20 protein-coding genes are annotated in these 21,654 nt (G+C 68.2%); 12 read left to right on the top strand and 8 right to left on the bottom strand.

Features of this window, described 5'->3' with window-relative positions; translation table 11 throughout:
- Nucleotides 1–55 precede the first annotated feature (55 nt).
- Entirely contained in the window at nucleotides 56–1,213 is a 1,158-nt protein-coding gene (locus tag ACZLZY_RS16505; RefSeq protein ID WP_472935295.1) for a TDT family transporter, read from the top strand.
- 30 nt (nucleotides 1,214–1,243) lie between these two features.
- Here the strand turns inward: ACZLZY_RS16505 and ACZLZY_RS16500 are convergent, their stop codons facing one another.
- Nucleotides 1,244–2,122 (bottom strand): LysR family transcriptional regulator, encoded by an 879-nt coding sequence (locus tag ACZLZY_RS16500; protein WP_472935294.1) that lies wholly within the window; start codon nucleotides 2,120–2,122, stop codon nucleotides 1,244–1,246.
- Nucleotides 2,119–3,060, bottom strand: a complete 942-nt coding sequence (locus tag ACZLZY_RS16495; protein WP_472935293.1) for a GlxA family transcriptional regulator — start codon at nucleotides 3,058–3,060, stop codon at nucleotides 2,119–2,121. Before ACZLZY_RS16495 ends, ACZLZY_RS16500 begins: the two co-directional genes overlap by 4 nt.
- 152 nt (nucleotides 3,061–3,212) lie before the next feature.
- On the opposite strand from ACZLZY_RS16495, the gene ACZLZY_RS16490 reads away from it, so the two are divergent.
- From ACZLZY_RS16490 to ACZLZY_RS16475, 4 genes are read left to right on the top strand one after another with little or no spacing between them, the layout of a single operon-like run.
- Nucleotides 3,213–4,466: a sarcosine oxidase subunit beta family protein gene (locus ACZLZY_RS16490; RefSeq protein ID WP_472935292.1), complete on the top strand. Its 1,254-nt coding sequence runs from the start codon at nucleotides 3,213–3,215 to the stop codon at nucleotides 4,464–4,466.
- A gap of 57 nt (nucleotides 4,467–4,523) precedes the next feature.
- On the top strand, nucleotides 4,524–4,808 hold the full coding sequence (locus ACZLZY_RS16485) for a sarcosine oxidase subunit delta (protein WP_472935291.1): 285 nt from the start codon (nucleotides 4,524–4,526) through the stop codon (nucleotides 4,806–4,808).
- Entirely contained in the window at nucleotides 4,805–7,789 is a 2,985-nt protein-coding gene (locus ACZLZY_RS16480) for a sarcosine oxidase subunit alpha family protein (RefSeq protein ID WP_472935290.1), read from the top strand. The genes ACZLZY_RS16485 and ACZLZY_RS16480 overlap by 4 nt, the downstream gene beginning before the upstream one ends.
- Nucleotides 7,782–8,384, top strand: coding sequence for a sarcosine oxidase subunit gamma (locus ACZLZY_RS16475; RefSeq protein ID WP_472935289.1), 603 nt, complete (start codon nucleotides 7,782–7,784; stop codon nucleotides 8,382–8,384). The genes ACZLZY_RS16480 and ACZLZY_RS16475 overlap by 8 nt, the downstream gene beginning before the upstream one ends.
- A gap of 99 nt (nucleotides 8,385–8,483) precedes the next feature.
- Here the strand turns inward: ACZLZY_RS16475 and ACZLZY_RS16470 are convergent, their stop codons facing one another.
- Together ACZLZY_RS16470 and ACZLZY_RS16465 are read right to left on the bottom strand one after the other, a co-directional pair.
- On the bottom strand, nucleotides 8,484–10,049 hold the full coding sequence (locus tag ACZLZY_RS16470) for an amino acid permease (protein ID WP_472935288.1): 1,566 nt from the start codon (nucleotides 10,047–10,049) through the stop codon (nucleotides 8,484–8,486).
- Between the two features lie 311 nt (nucleotides 10,050–10,360).
- Nucleotides 10,361–11,095 (bottom strand): hypothetical protein, encoded by a 735-nt coding sequence (locus ACZLZY_RS16465; RefSeq protein WP_472935287.1) that lies wholly within the window; start codon nucleotides 11,093–11,095, stop codon nucleotides 10,361–10,363.
- Nucleotides 11,096–11,602: 507 nt separating this feature from the next.
- Between ACZLZY_RS16465 and ACZLZY_RS16460 the strand changes: the two genes are divergently transcribed.
- On the top strand, nucleotides 11,603–11,881 hold the full coding sequence (locus tag ACZLZY_RS16460) for a hypothetical protein (RefSeq protein WP_472935286.1): 279 nt from the start codon (nucleotides 11,603–11,605) through the stop codon (nucleotides 11,879–11,881).
- An 18-nt stretch (nucleotides 11,882–11,899) separates the two neighbouring features.
- Here the strand turns inward: ACZLZY_RS16460 and ACZLZY_RS16455 are convergent, their stop codons facing one another.
- Entirely contained in the window at nucleotides 11,900–13,075 is a 1,176-nt protein-coding gene (locus ACZLZY_RS16455) for an aminotransferase class V-fold PLP-dependent enzyme (RefSeq protein ID WP_472935285.1), read from the bottom strand.
- A gap of 220 nt (nucleotides 13,076–13,295) precedes the next feature.
- On the opposite strand from ACZLZY_RS16455, the gene ACZLZY_RS16450 reads away from it, so the two are divergent.
- The 5 genes from ACZLZY_RS16450 (at nucleotide 13,296) to ACZLZY_RS16430 (ending at nucleotide 18,372) form a co-directional block, all read left to right on the top strand.
- Nucleotides 13,296–14,402: a mandelate racemase/muconate lactonizing enzyme family protein gene (locus ACZLZY_RS16450; RefSeq protein WP_472935284.1), complete on the top strand. Its 1,107-nt coding sequence runs from the start codon at nucleotides 13,296–13,298 to the stop codon at nucleotides 14,400–14,402.
- 152 nt (nucleotides 14,403–14,554) lie between these two features.
- Nucleotides 14,555–15,271 carry a FadR/GntR family transcriptional regulator gene (locus ACZLZY_RS16445; protein WP_472935283.1) on the top strand — a complete coding sequence of 239 codons (717 nt, stop codon included), beginning with the start codon at nucleotides 14,555–14,557 and terminating at the stop codon, nucleotides 15,269–15,271.
- 69 nt (nucleotides 15,272–15,340) lie between these two features.
- The gene (locus tag ACZLZY_RS16440; RefSeq protein ID WP_472935282.1) at nucleotides 15,341–16,312 is read left to right on the top strand and encodes a sialic acid TRAP transporter substrate-binding protein SiaP; all 972 of its coding nucleotides are present in this window, start codon (nucleotides 15,341–15,343) and stop codon (nucleotides 16,310–16,312) included.
- Between the two features lie 76 nt (nucleotides 16,313–16,388).
- The gene (locus tag ACZLZY_RS16435) at nucleotides 16,389–16,964 is read left to right on the top strand and encodes a TRAP transporter small permease (RefSeq protein WP_472935281.1); all 576 of its coding nucleotides are present in this window, start codon (nucleotides 16,389–16,391) and stop codon (nucleotides 16,962–16,964) included.
- Nucleotide 16,965: 1 nt separating this feature from the next.
- Nucleotides 16,966–18,372, top strand: a complete 1,407-nt coding sequence (locus ACZLZY_RS16430) for a TRAP transporter large permease (RefSeq protein WP_472935280.1) — start codon at nucleotides 16,966–16,968, stop codon at nucleotides 18,370–18,372.
- Between the two features lie 95 nt (nucleotides 18,373–18,467).
- Here ACZLZY_RS16430 and ACZLZY_RS16425 read toward each other — a convergent pair whose 3' ends face one another.
- On the bottom strand, nucleotides 18,468–19,061 hold the full coding sequence (locus ACZLZY_RS16425) for a biliverdin-producing heme oxygenase (RefSeq protein ID WP_472935279.1): 594 nt from the start codon (nucleotides 19,059–19,061) through the stop codon (nucleotides 18,468–18,470).
- Between the two features lie 272 nt (nucleotides 19,062–19,333).
- On the opposite strand from ACZLZY_RS16425, the gene ACZLZY_RS16420 reads away from it, so the two are divergent.
- Nucleotides 19,334–19,477 (top strand): DUF1127 domain-containing protein, encoded by a 144-nt coding sequence (locus ACZLZY_RS16420; RefSeq protein ID WP_472935278.1) that lies wholly within the window; start codon nucleotides 19,334–19,336, stop codon nucleotides 19,475–19,477.
- 152 nt (nucleotides 19,478–19,629) lie between these two features.
- Here the strand turns inward: ACZLZY_RS16420 and ACZLZY_RS16415 are convergent, their stop codons facing one another.
- Nucleotides 19,630–20,643: a Gfo/Idh/MocA family protein gene (locus ACZLZY_RS16415; RefSeq protein WP_472935277.1), complete on the bottom strand. Its 1,014-nt coding sequence runs from the start codon at nucleotides 20,641–20,643 to the stop codon at nucleotides 19,630–19,632.
- 81 nt (nucleotides 20,644–20,724) lie between these two features.
- A complete protein-coding gene (gene iolE, locus ACZLZY_RS16410; protein ID WP_472935276.1) occupies nucleotides 20,725–21,627 on the bottom strand; it encodes a myo-inosose-2 dehydratase in 903 nt (300 codons plus the stop codon).
- Nucleotides 21,628–21,654: the final 27 nt, after the last annotated feature.

Here is a 21,654-nt window from a genome sequence, read left to right as displayed (position 1 = left end):
TGGATAGATCAAAGGTCCGACGATAGGTTTTTCTCGCACGCCAGGAGAGCCGTCCATGTCCGTCCCCTTGTCCATCTCACCCCGCTCCGGCTTTCTCGCCGGGATCGACCGTCCGCTCGAGATCGTCCGCCAGTTCACGCCCAACTGGTTCGCGGTCCCGATGGGAACCGGCATTCTCGGTCTGGCGCTGGCACAGCTCGGCGGTCTCCATCCGCTGATGCCAGTCCTCGGCGAAGGGCTTTGGATCGCCGCGACGCTGCTCTTCCTCGTCGCCTGCGGCCTCTATGCCGCCCGCTGGATCCTGTTCACGGCCGAGGCCAGGCGCATCTTCGGGCATTCCATCGTATCGATGTATCTCGGCTGCATCCCGATGGCGCTGGCGACGGTGATCAACGGCATCCTCGTCTTCGCCGTGCCGCATTTCGGCGCCGTCGCGGTGACTGTCGCGCATGCGCTGTGGTGGGTGGATGCCGCCCTCGCCGTCGTCGTCGGCATCGCCGTGCCCTTTCTGATGTTCACCCGCCAGATCCATTCGGTCGAGCAGATGACCGCGGTCTGGCTGCTGCCGGTGGTGGCGTCGGAGGTCGCTGCGGCCTCCGCTGGCCTCCTTGCCCCGCATCTCACCGATCCGCAGGCAGCGCTCGCAGTGCTGGCGGCCGGCTACGTGCTCTGGGCGCTGTCGGTGCCGATCGCCCTCAGCATCCTGGTGGTGCTGCTCTTGCGGATGGCGGTGCACAAGCTGCCGCCGACGGCGATGGCCGCGTCGAGCTGGCTGGCCATGGGGCCGATCGGCACCGGGGCGCTCGCGCTGATGCTGCTGGGCGGCGCGGCACCCGCGATCTTCGCCGCCAGCGGCTCGGCGCCGCTCGCTGCCGCCGGCCCCGTCGCCGAGAGCATCGGCCTGATCGGTGGGCTGCTGCTCTGGGGCTACGGCCTCTGGTGGCTGGCGATCGCGCTGCTCGTCAGCGCCCGCCATTTCGGCGAAGGCGTGCCGTTCAATCTCGGCTGGTGGGGCTATGTCTTCCCGCTCGGCGTTTACACGCTCGCGAGCCTGAAGCTCGCCGCCCTCCTGCCGATCCCCGCTCTGCACGGTTTCGGCGTCCTCCTGGTCTGCCTCCTCTCCGCGATCTGGCTCATCGTCGCGGCCCGCACCCTCCGTGGTGCCTGGCGCGGTGATCTGTTCCAGGCGCCTTGCCTTGCGGCTACGCCGTAATCGACCGGCCGCGTGCCGGGGAGCACAGTCTCAGCCGCTTTCCGTGACTGCGGCGAGAAAAGCCGTCGCCGCCCTGCTCTGGTGCCGCCGCACCGGGCGGACCGCGTGGAAGCCGCGCTCGGGCAGTGCGATCGGCAGCACCACCAGCGTCCCCGCCCGCACCTGCGCGGAGACGACGAGGCTGGAGAGCAGGCTGATGCCCGCCCCCGCCTCCACCGCCGCCCGTACCGCCTCGTTCGACGGCAGCTCCAGCGCGACGGTGACCGGCGGAACACCCCAGCCCGCCAGCGCCGCCTCGAGGATGGCGCGGGTGCCCGAGCCCCGCTCGCGCATGACGAAGTCCTCGCCGGCGAGATCGCTGGGCTCCACCAAGGAGTGCTGAGCGAGCCGGTGGCCTGCCGCCACCACCAGCGCCAGCCGGTCCACCGCCACGCGCTGCAGCTGCAGCTCCGGCGATTCCACGGCATCCTCGATGAAGCCGAGATCGGCTTCGCCCTCCGCGACCGCGGCGCAGACCCGGCTTGTATTGGCGATGACGAGGGTCGCCACAATGCCCGAATGCCGCTGGCGAAAGCGGTGCATCACCGCCGGCAGGACATAGTTCGCCACCGTCTGGCTGGCGGCGAGCGCCAGCTGTCCGCGGCGCAGGCCGGTGAGGTCGTCGAGCACCAGCGCCGCCTCCTCCGCCCGTGCCAGCACCGCGCGCGCTTCGGCGAGGAACAAACGACCGGCCTCGGTCAGTGCGATCCGCCGGCCGATCCGGTCGAACAGTTTCACGTCGTGCCGCTCCTCCAGCGCCGCCACCGCGCTCGACGTCGCCGATTGCGTGAGGTTCAGACGTTTCGACGCCTCGGTCACGTGCTCGAGTTCGGCGACCGCGACGAAGATCCGCAGCTGCTCCAGCGTCATGGCGTGCTCCTGTCCGGTGTCCGTTCGCCGCGCGGCGACACGCCGAAACGGTCGCGGTAGCTGCGGGAGAAATGGCTTGCGCTGGCGAAACCGGTCGCCAGCCCCACCTCGGTCACCGGCAGGCTGGTCTGGCGCAAGAGGTCGCGCGCCCGGTCGAGCCGCAGGCCGAGGTAGAAGCGCTCGGGGCTGGTACCGAGATGCGCCTGGAACAGCCGGTCGAGCTGGCGCAGCGAGAGGCCGGCCGAGGCCGCCAGCGCGGCACGCGAATGCGGCTGCTCCAGCGCCGCCTCCATCTGGACGACCAGGTCCTCCAGCTTGCGGTTGACGATGCCGAGCCGGGCGCGAGGCCCCAGCCGCTGGTCGCCGCTCCCCGGACGCACATGCGCCTGGAGGAACCAGTCGCTCACCGCCCGCGCCAACGCCGGCCCGTGTGCCGCGGCGATCACCGCATGCATCATGTCGAGCGCCGCGACGCCCCCGGCAGAGGTCATCCGCCGCCCGTCGATCGCGTAAAGCGAGGCGACCAGCTGCACCGCCGGAAACGCCTCGCGAAACGACGGCGCGTGCTCCCAGTGCACCGTCGCCCGCCGGCCGTCGAGAAGGCCCGCATTGGCAAGAATGTACGGTCCGCCCGAAACGCCGCCGACGGTGGCGCCGCGGCGGGCCATCGCCCGCAGCCAGGCAAAGGCCGCGGGTTCGTCGTAGACCGTTGGATTTCCGCCGGCGCAGACCAGGACCATGCCAGCATCCTCGCGCGGATCGAGGCCGCCATCGACGGAAAATTCCATGCCGTTCGAGGCCGCGACCGGCTTCCCATCGATCGAGACGTGCCGCCAGCGGTAGAGGTCCCGCTTCGCCAGCGTGTTGGCCGCGCGCAGCGGCTCCAGTGCCGCGGCATAAGACATCAAGGCGAAGCCCGGCACGAGCAGCAGCGTCACCCGCTCTTCCGCCGGCGCCGATACCGCCGCAGCGCACTGCGCTTCATTCGCTTTGATGTCCTTCTGGATCAAAAAACCGGCGCCCCTAGACAAGATCCCGTGCCGGAGTGCCGCATGATGCCAGTCAGCACAAGCACGTTCTTCGGGGGCTCATGCGCTATTCCATCTTCTCGCTGGCGTTGAATGCGCTGAGCGGCCATCGCCGCTGGCAGCCGGCCTGGCGAAAGGCGGCACCGCAAGCGGAATACGACGTCATCATCGTCGGCGGCGGCGGCCACGGCCTCGCCACCGCGCATTATCTCGCGCGGAACCACGGGATCACCCGCGTCGCCGTCCTCGAGAAGGGCTGGATCGGCTCCGGCAATGCCGGGCGCAACACCACCATCATCCGCTCCAACTACATGTTGCCCGGCAATTCCGCCTTCTACGAGCTGTCGATGAAGCTCTGGGAGGGGCTGGAGCAGGACCTCGACTACAACGCCATGGTCTCGCAGCGCGGCGTCATCAACCTCTTCCACTCCGACGCGCAGCGCGACGCCTACATCCGGCGCGGCAATGCGATGATGATGGAGGGGATCGACGCCGAGCTTCTGGAACGCCGCGACCTCCAGCGCGAACTGCCCTTCCTCGCCTTCGACGATGCGCGCTTCCCGATCAAAGGCGGCCTTGCCCAGCGCCGCGGCGGCACCGCCCGGCACGACGCGGTGGTCTGGGGCTATGCGCGCGCCGCCTCCGACTGCGGCGTCGACATCATCGAGAACTGCGAGGTCACCGGCTTCATCCGCAACGCCGCCGGCGCGGTCACCGGCGTCGAGACCAGCCGCGGCGCGATCCGCGCCGGGAAGGTCGGCATGGTGGTCGCAGGCAACTCCTCGCGCGTCGCCGAGATGGCCGGCCTGCGCCTGCCGATCGAGAGCCACGTGCTGCAGGCTTTCGTCTCCGAGGCGATCAAGCCGTTCATCGACACCGTCGTGACGTTCGGCGCCGGACACTTCTACATCTCGCAGTCGGACAAAGGCGGCCTCGTCTTCGGCGGCGACATCGACGGCTACAATTCCTACGCCCAGCGCGGCAACCTGCCGACCGTCGAGGACGTCTGCGAGGGCGGCATGGCGCTGATGCCGGCGATCGGCCGGGTGCGCATGCTGCGCTCCTGGGGCGGCATCATGGACATGACGATGGACGGCTCGCCGATCATCGACAAGGCGCCGGTCGAGGGCCTCTATCTCAATGCCGGCTGGTGCTATGGCGGCTTCAAGGCGACGCCCGCATCCGGGCACTGCTTCGCGCAGCTGATCGCGACCGGCGCGCCGCATCCCGTCGCAACCGCCTACCGCCTCGACCGCTTCGAGCGCGGCTACACCATCGACGAGAAGGGCCAAGGCGCCCAAGCGAACCTGCATTGACCCGGCGCGCCGCGACACGGCCCCGCCCCGCCTTTCCTGTTCCCGGGGAGTCCTGACATGCGCATAGACTGTCCCTATTGCGGCCCGCGCGATTTGCGCGAGTTCAGTTTCCTCGGCGATGCCGAGGCCACCGGAACCGGCCTTGCCGACGCCAGCCCGGCCGCCGGGGACGCTGGCGCGAATGAGGCGGCGCGGGTCTACCACCGTGCCAATCCCGCCGGCCGGCACCGCGGCCTATGGTACCACGAGGCCGGCTGCCGGGCCTGGCTCGCCGTCGAGCGCGATACCCGGACGCATGAGATTTTCGCTGTCGAACTCGCGCGACGGGGAACATCGGCATGAGCGGCACACAGGAGATAAGCCGGCTTATCACGACCGGCCTCATCGACAGCAGCCGGCCACTCGGCCTCACCTTCGATGGCAAGCCCTATTGCGGTTATGCCGGTGATACGCTGGCCTCCGCGCTCCTGCGTGCCGGGGTCAAACATGTCGGCCGCTCGTTCAAGTACCACCGGCCGCGCGGCGTGATGACCGCGGGACCGGAGGAGCCGAACGCGCTGGTCGAGCTGCGCGAGGGCGCGCGCCGCGAGCCGAACTGCAAGGCGACGACGATCGAGCTCTACGACGGCCTCGTCGCCCGCAGCCAGAACCGCTGGCCATCGCTCGCTTTCGACGTCGGCGCGGTCAACGGCCTTGTCTCGCCGCTGCTGGTGGCCGGCTTCTACTACAAGACGTTCAAATGGCCGGCCGCCCTGTGGGAGAAGCTCTACGAGCCGGCGATCCGCCGCGCGGCGGGGCTCGGCCGCTTGAGCGGGCTCGCCGATCCCGACACCTACGAGAAGGCCTTCGCCTTCGCCGACGTGCTGGTCATCGGCGCCGGCCCGGCGGGCCTTGCCGCGGCGCTCGCCGCCGGCCGCGCCGGTGCCCGCACGATCCTCTGCGAGGAGGATTTCGTCCTCGGCGGCCGCCTTCTCGCCGAGCGCGACGCGGTGGACGGCCTGTCCGCCGCAGCCTTCGCGCGCCGTGCGGTGGTAGAGTTGCAGGCGCTGCCGAACGTCACGCTGATGCCGCGCACTGCGGTGTTCGGCGCCTATGACGGCGGCACTTTCGGCGCCATCGAAAAGGTCTCGGACCACCTTCCCGTCCCCGCCGCCGGCCAGCCGCGGCAGCGGCTCTGGCAGATCGTCGCCCGGCGCACGGTGCTCGCGGCCGGCGCCGTCGAGCGGCCGCTGGTGTTTGCCGGCAATGACCGGCCGGGCGTCATGCTGGCATCGGCGGTGCGGATCTATCTCCAGCGCTTCGGGGTCGTCCCGGGCCGACAGGCCTCGGTCTTCACCAATGGTGACGACGGCTGGCGCACCGCCTTCGACCTTGCTGAGGCCGGCGCCACGGTGGAAGCGATCGTCGACGTCCGCGGCGCGGTCGACCCGGCGCTGGTCGAGCGGGCGAGCCGCCTCGGCGCGCGGATCGTCCTTGGCGGCCGCGTGACGGCGACGCACGGCGGCAAGGCGCTCGGCGAGATCGCCATTACGGGCGCCGACGGCATGACGCGGCGCATCCCGAGCGATCTCCTCGCCGTCAGCGGCGGCTGGAACCCGACGCTCGCCCTCTCGACCCATCTCGGCGGCCGCCCCGCCTGGTCGGACGCCATCGCCGCCTTCGTGCCCGGTGCCGCCCTGCCGACGGGGATGGCCGTCGCCGGCGCTGCCAACGGCACGATGTCGCTCGGGCGCGGCCTGAACGAAGGACATGCCGCCGGCGTCGACGCTGCCCGGAGCCTCGGCTTCGGCGCCGATCCCGGCGATGCCCCGACGGCGGCCGACGAACCCACCGCGCTCACCGCCTTCTGGCACGTCGCAGGCCGGGGCAAGGCCTTCGTCGACTTCCAGCACGACGTCACCACCGACGACATCGCCCTCGCCCACCGCGAAGGATTTCGCTCGGTCGAGCTGCTCAAGCGCTACACGACGCTCGGCATGGCGACCGATCAGGGACGGCTGTCCAATGTCAACGGCCACGCCATCATGGCCGAGCTTGCCGGGCGCCCGATCCCCGAGGTCGGCACCACCGTGGCGCGGCCGCCCTATGCGCCGGTGGCGATCGCCGCCTTCGCCGGTCACGCCCGCGGCCGGTCGTTCAAGCCGACGCGCATCACGCCCGGCCACGCCCATGCCGCCGAGCAAGGCGCCAGCTTGGTCGAGGCCGGTCTCTGGCTGCGGCCGCAATGGTTCGCGCGGACTGGCGAAAAAGACTGGCTGGAGACGGTGACGCGGGAGGCGCGGAACGTGCGCGCGGCCGTCGGCATCACCGACGTCTCGACCCTCGGCAAGATCGACGTCCAGGGCCCCGACGCCGCCATTTTCCTCGACCGCCTCTACATCAACGGCTTTGCGGTCCTTCCCGTCGGCAGGGCGCGCTACGGCGTCATGCTGCGCGAGGACGGCTTCGTGCTCGATGACGGCACCACCGCAAGGCTCGGCGCCGAGCACTTCCTCGTCTCGACCACCACCGCCAATGCGGCGCGGATCATGAAGCACATGACCTTCGCGTCCGACGTGCTGTGGCCGGATCTCGACGTGCAGCTTGCCTCGGTCACCGATGCCTGGGCGGCGATGGCCGTCGCCGGTCCGAAATCCCGCGCCCTGCTGGAGCAGCTGTTCGGCGACGCCGTGGATCTCTCCAACGCTGCCTTCCCCTTTATGGCGGTCGCCGGCTTCGACTGGGCCGGCGTGCCGGTCCGGCTGTTCCGCATCTCGTTCTCCGGCGAGCTCGCCTACGAGGTCGCCGTCCCCGCGAACTACGGCGACGCCCTCTCGCGCCGTCTCCTGCAGGCCGGCAAGCCTTTCGGCGCCATGCCCTACGGCACAGAGGCGCTCGGCATGCTCCGCGTCGAGAAGGGGCACGTCTCCGGCAACGAGCTTTCCGGCACCACGACCACCGGCGATCTCGGTTTCGGCCGGATGATGTCGGCGAAGAAGGATTTCATCGGCAAGCGGCTCGCCGCGCGCGAAGGCCTCGTCGCCGAGGATCGCCTGCGCCTCGTCGGCTTCCGACCGATCGATCCCGCTCAGAAGGTGTCGGGTGGCGTCCATTTCGTGCGGACCGGGGCGGCGCCGACGACCGCCAACGACGACGGCTACGTCACCTCCACCGCCTTCTCGCCGGCACTCGGACAATGGATCGGCCTCGGCCTTCTCAAGCGCGGGCCGGAGCGGATCGGCGAGCGGATGCGCGCCGTCGATCTCCTGCGCCGGACCGAGGTCGAGATCGAGATCTGCTCGCCGCACTTCGTTGACCCCGAAGGGACGCGCCACCATGCTTGAGCCGCTCGACCCCGTCTCGGCCTTCTCCGCCCTCGCGCGGCCGACCCCGCCGGGCGGCACCGCCGGCGTCACCGCCGCCGAGCGGCTCGGCCTCGGCCTGGCCACCGTCACGCTGCGGCGCGATGCCCGCCAGGGTTTTGCCGACACCCTCGCCTCGGCCCATGGCCTGGCGTTGTCCGACGGCCCCGTGGTCTCCGGCGGGAAAGACCTCGCCCTCGTCGGCACGGGCCCGCGCAGTTGGCTCGCCGTCCAGCCGGGCGGTGGCTGGCGTTTCGCCCGCAGCCTCGCCGCAGAACTCGATGGGATCGCCGCCGTCGCCGACCAGTCCTCCGGCTATGCCGTGCTGCGGCTCGCGGGACCCAGTCTGCGTGCCACGCTCGCCAAAGGCGTGCCGATCGACCTGCACCCTTCGGCCTTCCGGCCCGGCGACGCGGCGGTGACGCTCGCCGGCCATGTCGGTAGCGTGCTCTGGCAAGTCGACGCCGCCCCGACCTTCGACGTCGCGGTCTCCCGCAGCTATGCCGCGAGCTTCTGGCACTGGCTGGAAGCGAGCGCGGCCGAATTCGGCCTCGCCGTCGCCAGCCCGATCGACTGACCGGGCCGAGCGCCTCTCCCCACACACACAAGAAAACACCCGGGACCTCGCGGCCCCGGGTGTTTTCGTTTCACGTCAGTCCCGGCGCGAGGCCGCTCGTCAGTGCGTCTCGCCGACGGCCTTTTCCGCCGCGATGATCGTCGCGCGACGCTTCTCGATTTCGGCGCCGATCGGCGGGCCGGCAAAGCGCTTCTGCTCGAAGGCGAACCAGACCACGGCGGCGACGACGAGGAAGCCGAGGGTGATGTAAAGGGCATTGCCGTTCGGCGGCTGGACGCCGAGGACGAAGATCAGCGCCATCGCGAGGATCGACAGCACCGCGACCGCCATGAAGGCGCCGCGGCCGATGCTCCAGGGGCCCATCGCCGGCCATTTGGCCGTGCCGTAGGCGAACAGGCCGCAGGCGATCGGGATGGCGAAGGAGAAGAACAGGAAGATCACCGTGCAGGAAACGACGATCGCATAGGCCGACGCCTCGCCGAAACTGATTAGCGAGGTGCCCCAGACGAACAGCACGGAGGCGATCGATCCGGCCCAGATAGCCGCGACCGGCGTGCGGAAGCGTGGATTGACCTTGGCCAGCGCCCGCGAGGCCGGCAAGCCGCCATCGCGCGAGAAGGCGAAGATCATCCGCGACACCGAGGTCACCGTGGCGAGGCCGCAGAGGAACTGCGAGAGGAAGATCGCGGCGTAGAGCACGTTGCGGATGGCGGCGGGCACCTGGGTGTCCATTGCCCAGAAGAACACGTTCCAGCCCTGCGCGGCCGCCGCATCCATGTCGGGGATGAGCAGCACGAAGGAGCAGAGCATGATGTAGCCGGCAAGGCTCGACCAGAGGACGGCCGAGATCATGCCGCGCGGCACCGAGCGGGCGGCATCGCGGGTTTCCTCGGAGGTGTGGGCCGAGGCGTCGTAGCCGGTGATGGTGTAGATCGGCAGCAGGAGGCCAAGGAGGAATGCCCAGCCGGTCGAGACCTCCGGCCAGACATTGCCGCCGGCCGCACCGGAGTAGTTGTGGAAGGTGAACAACCGGGCCACGTCGTAGGATGGCGCAAAGGCAAGGCAGGCCAGCGACAGCGCGATGGCCGTAACGAAGATCAGCGAGCCGGAAAAGTCGGTCAGTTTCGCGGTCAGGCCGATGCCGACATGGTTGATCACCGCCTGCAGGCTGGTGATCACCACGATGAAGCCGATCCGCGTGCCGATCGTGTCTTCCATGCCGAGCATCGGGCCGAAAGAGCCGAAGAAGAAGTAGTAGGTGCCGACATTGATGGCGCCGAGCACGGTGACGAGGCCCAGCAGGTTGAACCAGGCGGTCAGCCAGCCGATGAAGCGATTTCCAAGGATCGAGCCCCAGTGGTAGAGGCCGCCGGCTGTCGGATAGGCCGAGGCAATCTGTGCCATCGCGATGGCGAAGACGGCCGAGATCAGGCAGCCGAGCGGCCAGCCGATGCCGATCGCCGCACCGCCGGCGCCCGAGGTCGCTTGCGCTAGCGAGTTGATGCCGCCCGACAGGATGCAGATGATCGAGAAGGAGATCGCGAAGTTGGAGAAGCCGCCCATCCGGCGCTCCAGTTCCTGCGCATAGCCCATCGAATGCAGGACCTGCATGTCGGAGTGCTTCTCCTTGTCGGAGTAGCCCCTCGGTTCCACGATATCCGCCATGCTGCCCTGCCTTTGAAGGAGTGAAACAACCGGGCAAGGCCGCGGAGAACCCCTTTTCGGAGACGCTCCTGTTGCCACTTTTTCGCCCGAATTGGATCAAATCAGAGTTATCAGGGGAATCCAAGCGATCTACCGGGGCCATCCGCGGTTACGAGGCGATTTAATCGGCAGTTGGACTCGCTGCCTTTAATGTCATCAGCGTGAACCGGTGACATTTGACCGAATGCTTCCGCCGTCAGTCATTCCGGGAGGCTTGTTGCCTGCGGCAGGCACTTAGCATGCCTGCCGCGAGAGAGGCCGGATTGGCTCCTCTAGCTCTCGCGTTCGCCGGCACGGCGCGGTTCGATCTCGGCTTGGCGCTCGTCGTCGAGTTCGACCTGGTAGGGATCCGCAAGCCGCTCGGGGGCTGGGGCGTCCGCCTCCACCGTGCGATAGCCGAGAGCCTCCTCCTCTGCCCGGTTCACGGGGTCCTGCGCCACGAAGTCGTCGAAGCTGGTGCCACCCGGCCGCGCCGAGGCCGAGCGACCCCGCCGCCGCCCGGCCCGGTCGGCGACGAGGCTGGCGCGACCGGTACCGGATGGGCCGGGGCTCGGCGCCGGCACGAACAGCGCCGAGCGGTCGACGCGGCTTTCTCCCGGCGAATGACGGTCCTGCCGGGCCGTGCCTGGCACCGTCCGCCGGTCGCTCGCCCCAACGCCACGCCATCTGTCGACGCTGGCGGGCGTCTCGAGCGCACCGCGCTCGCCGAGAATGTCGCGGACCCGGCCGAGGCCGGCAGCGCGCGCCGGCACCGTGACGATATAGCCGGTCCGCTGTCCCTCCTCTGCAATGGCCTCGCGCTCGTCATGCGGCACGAACAGGTCGCCGAGCATCTCGAAAAAGCCCTTGCGGTGTCGCTCGCTGCGCGTGTCGGTGCCTTCGACCAGCATGATCTCATCGCGGGCAACGCCCGCGTCGACGATCCGGGCAATGGCGATCTCGGCGTCCATGCGGCTGCCAAAGAAGGCGGTCAGCATCTGGCTGGGGGGGGTATCGGATGGGGACATGGCAGAATCCTCGTGGGGTTGAGAAATGGCGCGGCGTCGTCGACGCCCGCCTGCTGCACTTTCAAAACGTCGATACCCCCAACCGGCTGGACTGACCCTTCCCGGACGCCCGGACGGGAAACGATCAGCGGTAAAGATGGCCGGAACGCCGGGTCATGCTACGCGGGATACTGCCTGCCTGCCCTCGGAGCGCGCGGCCCGTTGGTGAGGTCCCCGCCCAAGGCCGTCGCCGTCCGCGATCGCCGAACCAGTGGATTCCCGGTCGGCGCCCGCCTGTCGCCGGCCCGCCACAAGTCGCCCGACATGCCGAAACGAGCGGCAAAAACTAAGTGGGCAAGGGTGATTCGGCACCGTTGAAAGACGGTAACATAAAATTAATAGCCGGCATCTCACCGCCGGAAAAAAACCTGCGCCGCCGCTTCGACCGGATGCTGAGATGGCCGCGATTTACCGGATCTTAACCATGAAAGGCGACCTTGAAGGCCGAGCGAATCGGAGATTTCAGTCGTGAGGACCATACATCTGGAAGAGAGCCTGCGGATCCGGTTTCCGGGCCAGGACGAGAAGTTCGCCGCCGGCGTCGAGATTGGCATGCTCGGTGCGATGATGGTGCAGGGCCTGCGGGATTTCGCCCGCCAGATCGGCGCCGACAATGTCGACCAAGCCCGCGCGCTCGGCCAGAAGCTCGGCTACCACCTCGCCGATATCGAGACGGTGACGCCGGATGCTGTCCGCGTCACCTTCCGCAACCGCGCGCACGGCCCGAAGCTCACCCTCGTAAAGTAAACGCGACGCGCGCCTGCATCAGCGCAGGCCGCGCACCACATCGACGAGCGCCGCGATCTCGGCCGCGTCGTTGTAATAGTGCGGCGATGCCCGCACGAGGTTCGGCAGCCCGCGCGCCCGCGCATCGAGCCAGGTGCTCGACGGCGTGGAGACGCTGACATTGATCCCCGCCGCCCGCGCCCGTGCCTTCACGGCATCGGCCTCGACGCCCGCGACGGAGAAGGTGACGATCGCCGCCGGGCGCGGCCCGAGATCATGCACGACCACGCCCGGAAGCGCGCCGAGCCCTTCGCGAAGCTCTACCGCCAACCCCGTCGCCCGCATCTCGATCTCCTCCAGCCCGATCGCCAGCGCGTAGTCGGCCGCCGCCTTCAATCCGAGGCGGATGGCATGGCTGCTCTCCCAGGTCTCGAACCGCCGCGCGTCCGGCCGCAGCTCAAAGCGGTCCGGCGCGACCCAAGGCGCGCCGAAATGGTCGATCATCGCCGGCTCCAGCTGCTGGAGCATCGCCCGCCGGACATAGAGGAAACCGCTCCCTCTCGGGCCCCGCAGAAACTTTCGCGACGTTGCCGCCAGCATGTCGCAGCCGAGCAGAGCCACGTCGACCGGCATCTGCCCGACCGCCTGGCAGGCGTCGAGGAGGTAGGGAATGCCGTGCTGGCGGGCGATCCGGCCGATGGCCGCGGCGGGATTGACGAGGCCGCCATTGGTCGGCACCCAGGTGACGGCGATCAGCTTGACGCGGCCGTCGATCATCCGCTCCAGCGCGCCTGGATCCAGCACGCCATCGTCATCGCTCGGGATGATCTCGATCGCGGCTCCGCTGCGCTCGGCCACCTGCAGCAGCGCGACGTAGTTGGCCGCGTATTCCGCCCGCGCGGTCAGGATCCGGTCGCCCGGCCGGAACGACAGCGCGTAGAAGGCGCGCTGCCAGGCAACCGTCGCGCTCTCGGTGATCGCGATCTCGTCGGGTGCCGCACCGATCAGCCGGGCGACGCTGTCGTAGACGCCATCCAGCGCCTCGGCGCTTTCCTCGGCCGCCTCGTAGCCGCCGATCTGGCTCTCCCGCGCCAGATAGTCCGTCATCGCCGAGAGCACCGGCGCCGGCATCAGCGCCGCGCCCGCATTGTTGAGGTGAATGCGGTGGGCGACGCCTGGGGTGTCGGCGCGAAGGCGGGCGAGATCGAACGGCATGCGGGCTCCTGACGGCGGCGGGAAGCGCCCATTCTGCACAAGACGCCGACGCGATGCCATGCCGAGCCGGCATTCTCAGCCAAACTGACGGGGCTGTCCCCCGACAAGAAGATCGTGGTCCTATGGCGCCGAAAAGGGCGATTCGGCACGGCACACAAGCGGCTGGCTGATCGGAGGCGCGCAAGCCTTGCCGAAGAGCCCCTTCCATACCGGAGGAAACATGGCCCGCATCACCCGCGTCGAATGCCTGATGGTCGACCTCGTCCCAAAGGTGAAGCGGGTGGACGCGATCCAGTCCTTCGTCAGCCAGGAGACGCCGATCGTGCGGATCACCGATGCCGACGGCGCTGTCGGCACCGGCTATTCCTACACCATCGGCACCGGCGGACCGTCGGTGATGGAACTCCTGAAGCGAACGCTTGCCCCGGCGATCATCGGCCGCGAAGCGGAGGGCATCGAGCGGATCTGGCGTGACCTTCTCTTCCTGACCCACGCCACCACGGTCGGCCCGCTCACCGCCATCGCCATGGCGGCGATCGACACAGCGCTCTGGGACCTGCGCTGTCGCCGCGCCGGCCTGCCGCTGCATCTCCTGGCCGGCGGCGCGCAGGCATCCGTGCCGCTCTACACCACCGAGGGCGGCTGGCTGCACCTCGAGACGGAAGCGCTCGTCGAGGATGCGCTGGCGGCGAAGGCAAAAGGGTTCGGCGGTTGCAAGCTGAAGGTCGGCCGACCGCTGCATGAGGACATCGCCCGCATCGCCGCCGTGCGCGAGGCCGTCGGGCCGGGCTTCGAGATCCTCACCGACGCCAACCAGGCCTTTACCGTCGACGAGGCCATCCGCCGGGCGCGGCAATACGAGGCGCTCGACATCGGCTGGCTGGAGGAGCCCCTGCCCGCCGACGACATCGACGGCCACCGCCGGCTGTCGCAGTCGACCTCGATCCCGATCGCCGTCGGCGAGAGCCTCTACAGCCCCTCGCATTTCCGCGAATATTTGCAGCGCGGCGCCTGCTCGGTGGTGCAGGTCGATGCCGGCCGCATCGGCGGCATCACGCCCTGGCTGAAGGTCGCGCATCTCGCCGAATGCTTCAACGTCTCGGTCGCGCCGCACTTCCTGATGGAACTGCATGTCTCGCTGACGGCGGCCGTGCCGAACGCGCGCTGGGTCGAATACATCCCGCAGCTCGACGAGATCACCACCTCCCGGCTGCAGATCGAGGCCGGTCGCGCAGTGCCGCCGGCGACGCCCGGCCTCGGGATCGACTGGGACTTTGCCGAGATCGACCGCCGCCGGATCGACGGCTCGACCAGCGTCGCCAGCTGAATTTATCTCCCGCCGGCAGCCGGCACGCCGCATTCGAAGGCACCCAAATAATCAGCGGGCTTGACGGTGCGGCATTTCGCCCGCAAGGTCCGGTCAAATGGTTTGACCAATTGGCCGCAGAGCCAAGTCGGATCGGGAGGAGTCTCGGCGACATGCCGATCACCATCATTCAGCCGCGACGGCTGTATCAGCAGATCGCCGACCAGCTGCGCGGCTTGCTCGACAGCGGCGAGTATCGCCCGGGCGACCGGTTGCCGGCCGAGCGCGAGCTGGCGGAGCAGCTCGGCATCTCGCGCCCGACGGTGCGCGAGGCGCTGATCGCGCTGGAGGTCGAGGGGCGGATCCGCATCAAGGTGGGCTCGGGCATCTTCGTCACCGAGCCGGTCGCGACAAAGGCTCGCCGGGAGAGCCCGATCGAAGGTCCGTTCGAGCTCCTGCGGGCGCGCGAGCTGGTCGAGGGGGCCGTGGCGGAGGAAGCCGCGAAAGCCGCGTCGCCGGACGACATCGCCGGGCTCGACGACGTGCTCCTGCGGATGCAGCGCTCGCAGCACCCCTCGCCCCAGACGCTCCAACTCGACCGCGAATTCCACACCACGGTCGCCGCCATCCTCGGCAATGCGGTCCTGGTGCGGTTCATCGGTGAGCTCTTCGACGAACGCATCAACCCGTATTTCGAACGGCTCTCCAGCTACTTCGAGAACCCCGAGACATGGGAACAGGCGCTGGCCGAGCACGGCTGGGTGCGCGACGCCATCGCCGCGGGCGATGCGGACGCCGCCAAGCGCGCCATGCAGCACCACCTCCAGCTCTCGCAGAAACGCTTCTCGCTGAACTTCGGCGAGCCGGAGGACGTCCACCACACCGCCTGACAACCCGCACAACGACGACGAGCCGGCGCTGGGAGGCGCACGGTTCGCATTTCACCTGGGAGGAACCACATGAAGACCTTGATCACCAGCCTTGGCATCGTCGCGTCTCTGGCGCTCGGCCTCGGCACCGCCGCGGCGCAGACCACGCTGAAATGGGCCCATGTCTACGAGACATCCGAGCCCTTCCACACCGAGTCGGTCTGGGCCGCCGGCGAGATCGAGAAGCGCACCGAGGGCCGCTACCACATCGACGTCTACCCCGCTTCGCAGCTCGGCAAGGAAGCCGACCTCAACCAGGGCCTGACGCTCGGCACGGTCGACATGATCATCTCCGGCTCGAGCTTCCAGGCGCGCGAATACCCGCCGATCGGCGTCACCTACTTCCCCTACATCTTCCGCAATGCCGACCACCTCCTTGCCTACGCCAAGTCCGACGTCTTCAAGCGCCTGGCCGCCGGCTACGAGCAGGCCTCCGGCCACCACATCACGGCGGTCAGTTACTACGGCGCCCGGCACGTCACCTCCAACAAGCCGGTGGCGTCTTGCGCCGACCTCAAGGGCGTGAAGATGCGCGTGCCGGACGTCCCGGCCTATCTCGCAATGCCCCGCGCCTGCGGCGCCAATACCGCGCCCATCGCCTTCGCCGAAGTCTATCTCGCGCTGCAGAACGGCACGGTCGAAGCGCAGGAGAACCCTCTGACCACCATCGAGGCGAAGAAGTTCTTCGAGGTGCAGAAGAACATCTCGCTCACCGGCCACATCGTCGACCACCTCAACACCGTGGTTTCCGGCACGCTCTGGGGCCAGCTCTCCGATGCCGACAAGGCCATCTTCACCGAGGTGACGCAGGAGGCCGCCGCCCGCACGGCGAAGACCATCGTCGAGCGCGAAACCGCCCTCGTCCAGACCTTCAAGGACCGCGGCCTGACGGTGACCGAGGTCGACAAGGCGGACTTCGAGAAGAACGTCATGGAGAAGACCGACATGGAAGCCCTCGGCTACGTCAAGGCCGACTGGGAAGCCATTCGCGCCGTCCAGTAAGGCGCTCGCCGGCGCCCGCCCCGGACGCCGGCGGTCTTCCCGCCCTTCTCGCATTCTTCCGTTGCAAGGCACCGTCATGGCCGAAGAGAAACACACCACCACCACGGCCGAGGAACTCGCCCACTTCTTCGAGGAGGAGGGCGCGACCGAGGTCGACCTGTCGCCCTATGCCATCGAGGATTGGATCGTCCAGGCGGTGTTCTGGGGCATGGCGGTCTGCGTCTTCCTGCAGTTCTTCACCCGCTACGTCATGAACGACAGCCTCGCCTGGACCGAGGAAATCGCCATCAACTGCCTGGTCGTGGTGGTCTTTCTCGGGGCGGTGATGTGCGTGCGCCAGTCGCGGCACATCCAGGTCGACGTGATCTACCATTATCTGCCGAAGCGGGTCGCCAAGGTGCTGTCGATCCTCGTTGACCTCATCCGCATCGGCTTCTTCATCTTCGCCGCCATTCTGTTCTGGCGCTACGTCTCGGTGGTCTACCGCGAGCGCATGGTGACGGTGGACCTCCCCCGCTCGATCGTCTTCTACGCCGTCTTCGCCGCCTTTGCGCTGATGCTCGTCCGGTCGATCCAGGTGTTCGTCCAAAATCTCAGGCGCGGCTATTCGGTGCTCGAGCGGCCCGAAATGTTCGACGGCATCGGAGAGTGACATGCTGCTACTGATCGGATCCTTCCTCGTCTTCATGCTGATCGGCGTGCCGGTGGCCATCGCCATGGCCGTTGCCTCGGTGCTCTACATCACCGTCTTTGGCGTCGCGCCGAACATCATCGTCGCCCAGCGCATGATCGCCGGCGTCGAGAGCTTTCCGCTGCTCGCCGTGCCGTTCTTCATCCTCGCCGGCAATCTCATGAACATTGCCGGCGTCACCGGCCGCATCTACGCCTTCGCCGTCGCCCTCGTCGGCTGGATGAAGGGCGGCCTTGCGCAGGTGAACATCATCGGCTCGGTGATCTTCTCCGGCATGTCCGGCACCGCGCTCGCGGACGCTGCCGGCATCGGCACGATCGAGATCAAGGCGATGAAGGATCACGGCTATCCCATCGAGGCCGCCGTCGGCGTCACCGCCGCCTCGGCGACGCTCGGCCCGATCTTCCCGCCGTCGCTGCCCTTCGTCATATACGGCATGATGGCCAACGTCTCGATCGGCGCGCTGTTCATGGCCGGCATCCTGCCGGGGATCGTCATGACGGTCCTGATGATGATCACCGTCGCGATCTTCGCCTACAAGAAGAACTGGGGCTCTGACGCGCCGTTCGAGATCCGCAAACTGCTCGCCGCCGGCGTCGAGATCCTTATCGTCCTCGCCTTCCCAGCCGCGATCTACGTCCTCGTCACCCTCGGCATGTCGCTGAACCTTGCCGTCGGCCTCGCGCTGGTCGCGCTGATCGCCGTCGACTGGTACTACGACTTCGCCGCCGTGATGGCGCTGATGACGCCGATGATCCTGATCGGCGGCATGACGCTCGGCTGGTTCACGCCGACGGAGGCCGCCGTCGCTGCCGTCATCTGGTCGCTCTTCCTCGGCCTCGTGCGCTACCGCTCGATGAGCTTCAAGGCGCTGGCGAAGGCCGGGTTCGACACGATCGAGACCACCGCCGCCGTGCTGTTCATTGTCACCGCCGCCTCGGTCTTCGCCTGGCTCTTGACGGTCAGCCAGGCCGCGCAGGCGCTGTCGGACCTGATCCTCTCGATCACCGACAACAAATGGGTGTTCCTGATCCTCGTCAACATCCTGGTGCTGATCGTCGGCTGCTTCCTCGACACCATCGCGGCGATCACCATCCTGGTGCCGATCCTGCTGCCGATCGTCCTGAAGCTCGGCATCGACCCCGTGCAGTTCGGCCTGATCCTGACCCTCAACCTGATGATCGGGCTGCTGCACCCGCCGCTCGGCATGGTTCTGTTCGTCCTGTCGCGGGTGGCGAAACTCTCGGTCGAGCGCACCACCATGGCAATCCTGCCTTGGCTGGTGCCGCTGTTCCTGGCGCTGCTGGTGATCACCTTTGTGCCGGCCGTCAGCCTTTGGCTGCCGACGAAGATGGGCCTGATCAAGTGAGAGGCACCGAGGCCCCTCGGCTTGCGGGGGCCACGCCCCGACGGGGCTAATCCTGGGATCGACAAGCGCCGCGCGGACTGTGCTCAGCGCGGCGTTCAGCCTTGCGGCATGAAGCGCTCGACGAGGCTGCGGACGCGCAGGAAGGCGGTGTTGGCGCCGTCGACCACCGCGGCCTCGCCCGCCGCATCGAGCGCCACGCCGTCGAGCGCGGCGGTGAAGGTGCGCCAGTGCAGGCCGCGGCCCTCCGGAGCACCCGCCAGATGCCGGGCGCCAAAGGCCTCGCCGAGGCCGAGCTTCATCGCCTCCTTGAGCAGGATGGCGGCGCCGAGGTTGGAGCCTTCGGCGACGTAGAGCCAGCCGAGCGCCTTCGGAACCTCCACATCGGCGGAAAACGCGGGAGCGGCGTCCGCGGGCGCCGCCGCGAGGCCGAGGTCGGCAAGGTCGCCCTCGATCTTGCCGAGGCGCCGGCGGCCGGCAAGGTCCGGCAGCAGCCGGTCGAGGGCGGGATCGGCATAGAGCGCATCGATATCGCTGTAGAAGGCGTGCTGCACCTGCAGGAACAGGCCGTAGCGTTCCCGGCTCTCGAAAGGCCGGCTGGACATGATCCGGTCGTCGAGCGTCGCATGCGCCGCGGTGGTGCGGCTGCGCAGCACCTTCGATCGTGTTTCGGCGGCCGAAGTCTCGCTCATCGACTGTTCCCATCCATCGGCCGTCCGGGCCGTATCCCTGTCGTTTAGGGCGAAATCGCCCGCTGTCGCAACGCTTTTCGAGCAACGGACAACGATCGCCGCACGGCCGCCGCTTGCCCTTAGCGAGCCTTGCGTTTGCCGCTCGCTGGCTTCACGGCAGCCATGCACAAATGGCTGTGGTGACGAAGACGCGAACCGATTAGATAATGGTCATCGAAGCAACGGAACACACCGTTTGAATCTTCGGCGAGATCAAGAGAAAAGTCGTTACGATGAACATCGTCCGCTCCTTCAGCAACTGGCGCCGTTACCGCGAGACTTGCGGCGAGCTGAACCGTCTTTCGCAGCGTGAACTGGCCGACCTCGGCCTGTCCCGCTCGGATATTCCGGCGATCGCCCGTCAGGCTACTCTCTAAAGCAGATTTCGCGAGGGCCTTTTCCTCCCAGGGCCCGAGCGAATACGACCTGCGGTTCCTCCCACCGCAGGTTTCCAAACAGCGCCCGCCGGTCCTCCCCCGGCGGGCGTTGCTGTTTCTACCATATCCCCGCTGATCCGCCGCGGCATTGATCAGGCGGCGTAAAACGCCGGCCGCTCCGGCATCGTCACCGGCTCGATCGCGCCCGAGCCTTGCGCCTTGACGCAAGCGTCGGCCGCGACTGCCGCGGCATAGCCGTCCCAGGCGGTCGGGCCGGACGCCGTCCCCCGCTCTGCCGCCGCGATGAAGTCGCGCAGCTCGACGTCGTAGCTGTCGATGAAGCGGTCTTTCCAGTCGGTGAGAATTTCGGTCGAGAGCCTGGCGCCGCTGCGCACCGGGATCGCCATCGGCTCTGGCAGCTTGGCGATGCCGGTTTCGCCGACGATCTCGCACTGGATGTCGTAGCCATAGACGCAGTTGACGAAGACCTCGACGTCGATGCGCACGCCCTTCACCGTCTCCAGCATCACCACCTGCGGATCGCGCACGCCTTCGCGGGCATGCGGGGTGCGGCGGGGGAAGACCACCTGCACGCTTCTGTAGTCGTCCGCGAGAAGCCAGCGCAGCACGTCGATCTCGTGGATCAGCGTGTCGTGGATGGCCATGTCGGTAGTGTAGTTCGCCGCGACCGAGGCGTTGCGGTGGGCGGCGTGCACCATCAGCGGGGCGCCGATGCCGCCGTTGTCGATGACATCCTTCAACAGGCGGTAGCCCGCATCGTAGCGGCGCATGAAGCCGACCTGAACGAGCCGCCGGCCGCCGGCGATCTCGGCGTCGACGATGTTGCGGCAGGCGGTGGCGGTGGTGGCGAGCGGCTTCTCGCAGAACACAGGCTTGCCGGCTCGGACGGCGGCGAGGACGTCCGGCTCGTGCGCCCCGCCCCAAGAAGTCACCAGCACGGCGTCGATCTCCGGCGAGGCGATCAGCGCGGCGCCCGTGTCGAACACAAGAGCGTCGAGGCCGAGCGGCGGCAGCGAGGCTTCCGCCGACGCGCGGTCGACGTCGCTGACGCCGGCGATGCGCGCGCCCGACAGCGTGCGGGTGATGCGGCGCATGTGGTCGCGCCCGATGGCGCCGGTCCCGATGAGGCCGATGTTGAGGGTCATGTCATCTCTCCCAGACGCCTTCCGGCGCAATCGTGCAGTGGTCGATGGGCCGCCGTTCGGGGCAGCCCTTGGGGCAGGCGCTCAGCTTTTGTCGAGCCCGGCCTCTTTCGCGAAGGCCTTCAAGGCGCGGTGGCCGAGCGACTGGTATTCCAGCGGGTTGCGCACCGCCGAGTCCTGCTCGGCCTCGATCACCAGCCAGCCGTCATAGCCGTGCTCGGCGGCGATCTTCAGGACGGGCAGGAAATCCACCGCGCCTTCCGGGTCGCCGGGCACGGTGAAGGCGCCGCGGCGCACGCCCTCGAGGAAGGAGAGGTTCTCGGCCTCCACCGCGGCCGCGATCTCCGGCCGGACGTTCTTACAATGGATGTGGCGCACGCGGGCCATGTGCTTGCGGGCGAGTTCGGCGGGATCGGCGCCGCCGAAAAAGGCGTGGCCGGTGTCGAGCAGCAGCTTGGTCGCCGGACCGGTGCTCGCCATCAGCAGGTCGATCTCCTCGCCGGTCTGAACGATCGAGCCCATGTGGTGGTGGTAGACGAGGTCGATCCCTTGCCCCGCGCAATAGGCGGCGAGTTCTTCGAGCTTCGCGCCGAAGGCGGCCATCGCATCGTCCGACAGCACCGGCCGGTCACGGAACACCGCCTTCTCGTCGTCCCCGTGCACGGTGTTGGAGCATTCGCAGACGATGCAGACGGTCGAGCCGTTGGCGCTAAGAAGATCGAGATGCGGCTGGATGGCGACCATTTCCGTCTCGACATCGTTGACGAGAAGATGGACCGAGTGCCAGCCGGAAACGAAGACGAGCCCATAATCGGCGAGCTTCTCTTTCAGCGCCGCCGGGTCGGATGGCATCAGATGGCCCTTCTCGATGCCGTCGAAGCCGATGGTGCGGCAGTCGGCAAGGCAGTCGTCGAGGGTCAGATGGGCGCCGATCGAGACGTCGTCGTCGTTCGTCCAGGCGATCGGATTGGTGCCGTAGCGGATCATGGGTTCACCTGGCTCGCGGGAAGGGAA

Source organism: Mesocryomonas lacus (assembly GCF_055730135.2).
The sequence above is the reverse complement of the archived record's forward strand: the minus strand, read 5'-3'. Positions and strand labels throughout refer to the sequence as shown.

Bases quoted from the DNA above. Each gene is read 5' to 3' on its own strand.
- ACZLZY_RS16505 (WP_472935295.1), top strand. From the start codon at position 56: ATGTCCGTCCCCTTGTCCATCTCACCCCGCTCCGGCTTTCTCGCCGGG.
- ACZLZY_RS16500 (WP_472935294.1), bottom strand. From the start codon at position 2,122: ATGACGCTGGAGCAGCTGCGGATCTTCGTCGCGGTCGCCGAACTCGAG.
- ACZLZY_RS16490 (WP_472935292.1), top strand. From the start codon at position 3,213: ATGCGCTATTCCATCTTCTCGCTGGCGTTGAATGCGCTGAGCGGCCAT.
- ACZLZY_RS16485 (WP_472935291.1), top strand. From the start codon at position 4,524: ATGCGCATAGACTGTCCCTATTGCGGCCCGCGCGATTTGCGCGAGTTC.
- ACZLZY_RS16480 (WP_472935290.1), top strand. From the start codon at position 4,805: ATGAGCGGCACACAGGAGATAAGCCGGCTTATCACGACCGGCCTCATC.
- ACZLZY_RS16475 (WP_472935289.1), top strand. From the start codon at position 7,782: ATGCTTGAGCCGCTCGACCCCGTCTCGGCCTTCTCCGCCCTCGCGCGG.
- ACZLZY_RS16470 (WP_472935288.1), bottom strand. From the start codon at position 10,049: ATGGCGGATATCGTGGAACCGAGGGGCTACTCCGACAAGGAGAAGCAC.
- ACZLZY_RS16465 (WP_472935287.1), bottom strand. From the start codon at position 11,095: ATGTCCCCATCCGATACCCCCCCCAGCCAGATGCTGACCGCCTTCTTT.
- ACZLZY_RS16455 (WP_472935285.1), bottom strand. From the start codon at position 13,075: ATGCCGTTCGATCTCGCCCGCCTTCGCGCCGACACCCCAGGCGTCGCC.
- ACZLZY_RS16450 (WP_472935284.1), top strand. From the start codon at position 13,296: ATGGCCCGCATCACCCGCGTCGAATGCCTGATGGTCGACCTCGTCCCA.
- ACZLZY_RS16445 (WP_472935283.1), top strand. From the start codon at position 14,555: ATGCCGATCACCATCATTCAGCCGCGACGGCTGTATCAGCAGATCGCC.
- ACZLZY_RS16440 (WP_472935282.1), top strand. From the start codon at position 15,341: ATGAAGACCTTGATCACCAGCCTTGGCATCGTCGCGTCTCTGGCGCTC.
- ACZLZY_RS16435 (WP_472935281.1), top strand. From the start codon at position 16,389: ATGGCCGAAGAGAAACACACCACCACCACGGCCGAGGAACTCGCCCAC.
- ACZLZY_RS16430 (WP_472935280.1), top strand. From the start codon at position 16,966: ATGCTGCTACTGATCGGATCCTTCCTCGTCTTCATGCTGATCGGCGTG.
- ACZLZY_RS16425 (WP_472935279.1), bottom strand. From the start codon at position 19,061: ATGAGCGAGACTTCGGCCGCCGAAACACGATCGAAGGTGCTGCGCAGC.
- ACZLZY_RS16420 (WP_472935278.1), top strand. From the start codon at position 19,334: ATGAACATCGTCCGCTCCTTCAGCAACTGGCGCCGTTACCGCGAGACT.
- ACZLZY_RS16415 (WP_472935277.1), bottom strand. From the start codon at position 20,643: ATGACCCTCAACATCGGCCTCATCGGGACCGGCGCCATCGGGCGCGAC.
- iolE (WP_472935276.1), bottom strand. From the start codon at position 21,627: ATGATCCGCTACGGCACCAATCCGATCGCCTGGACGAACGACGACGAC.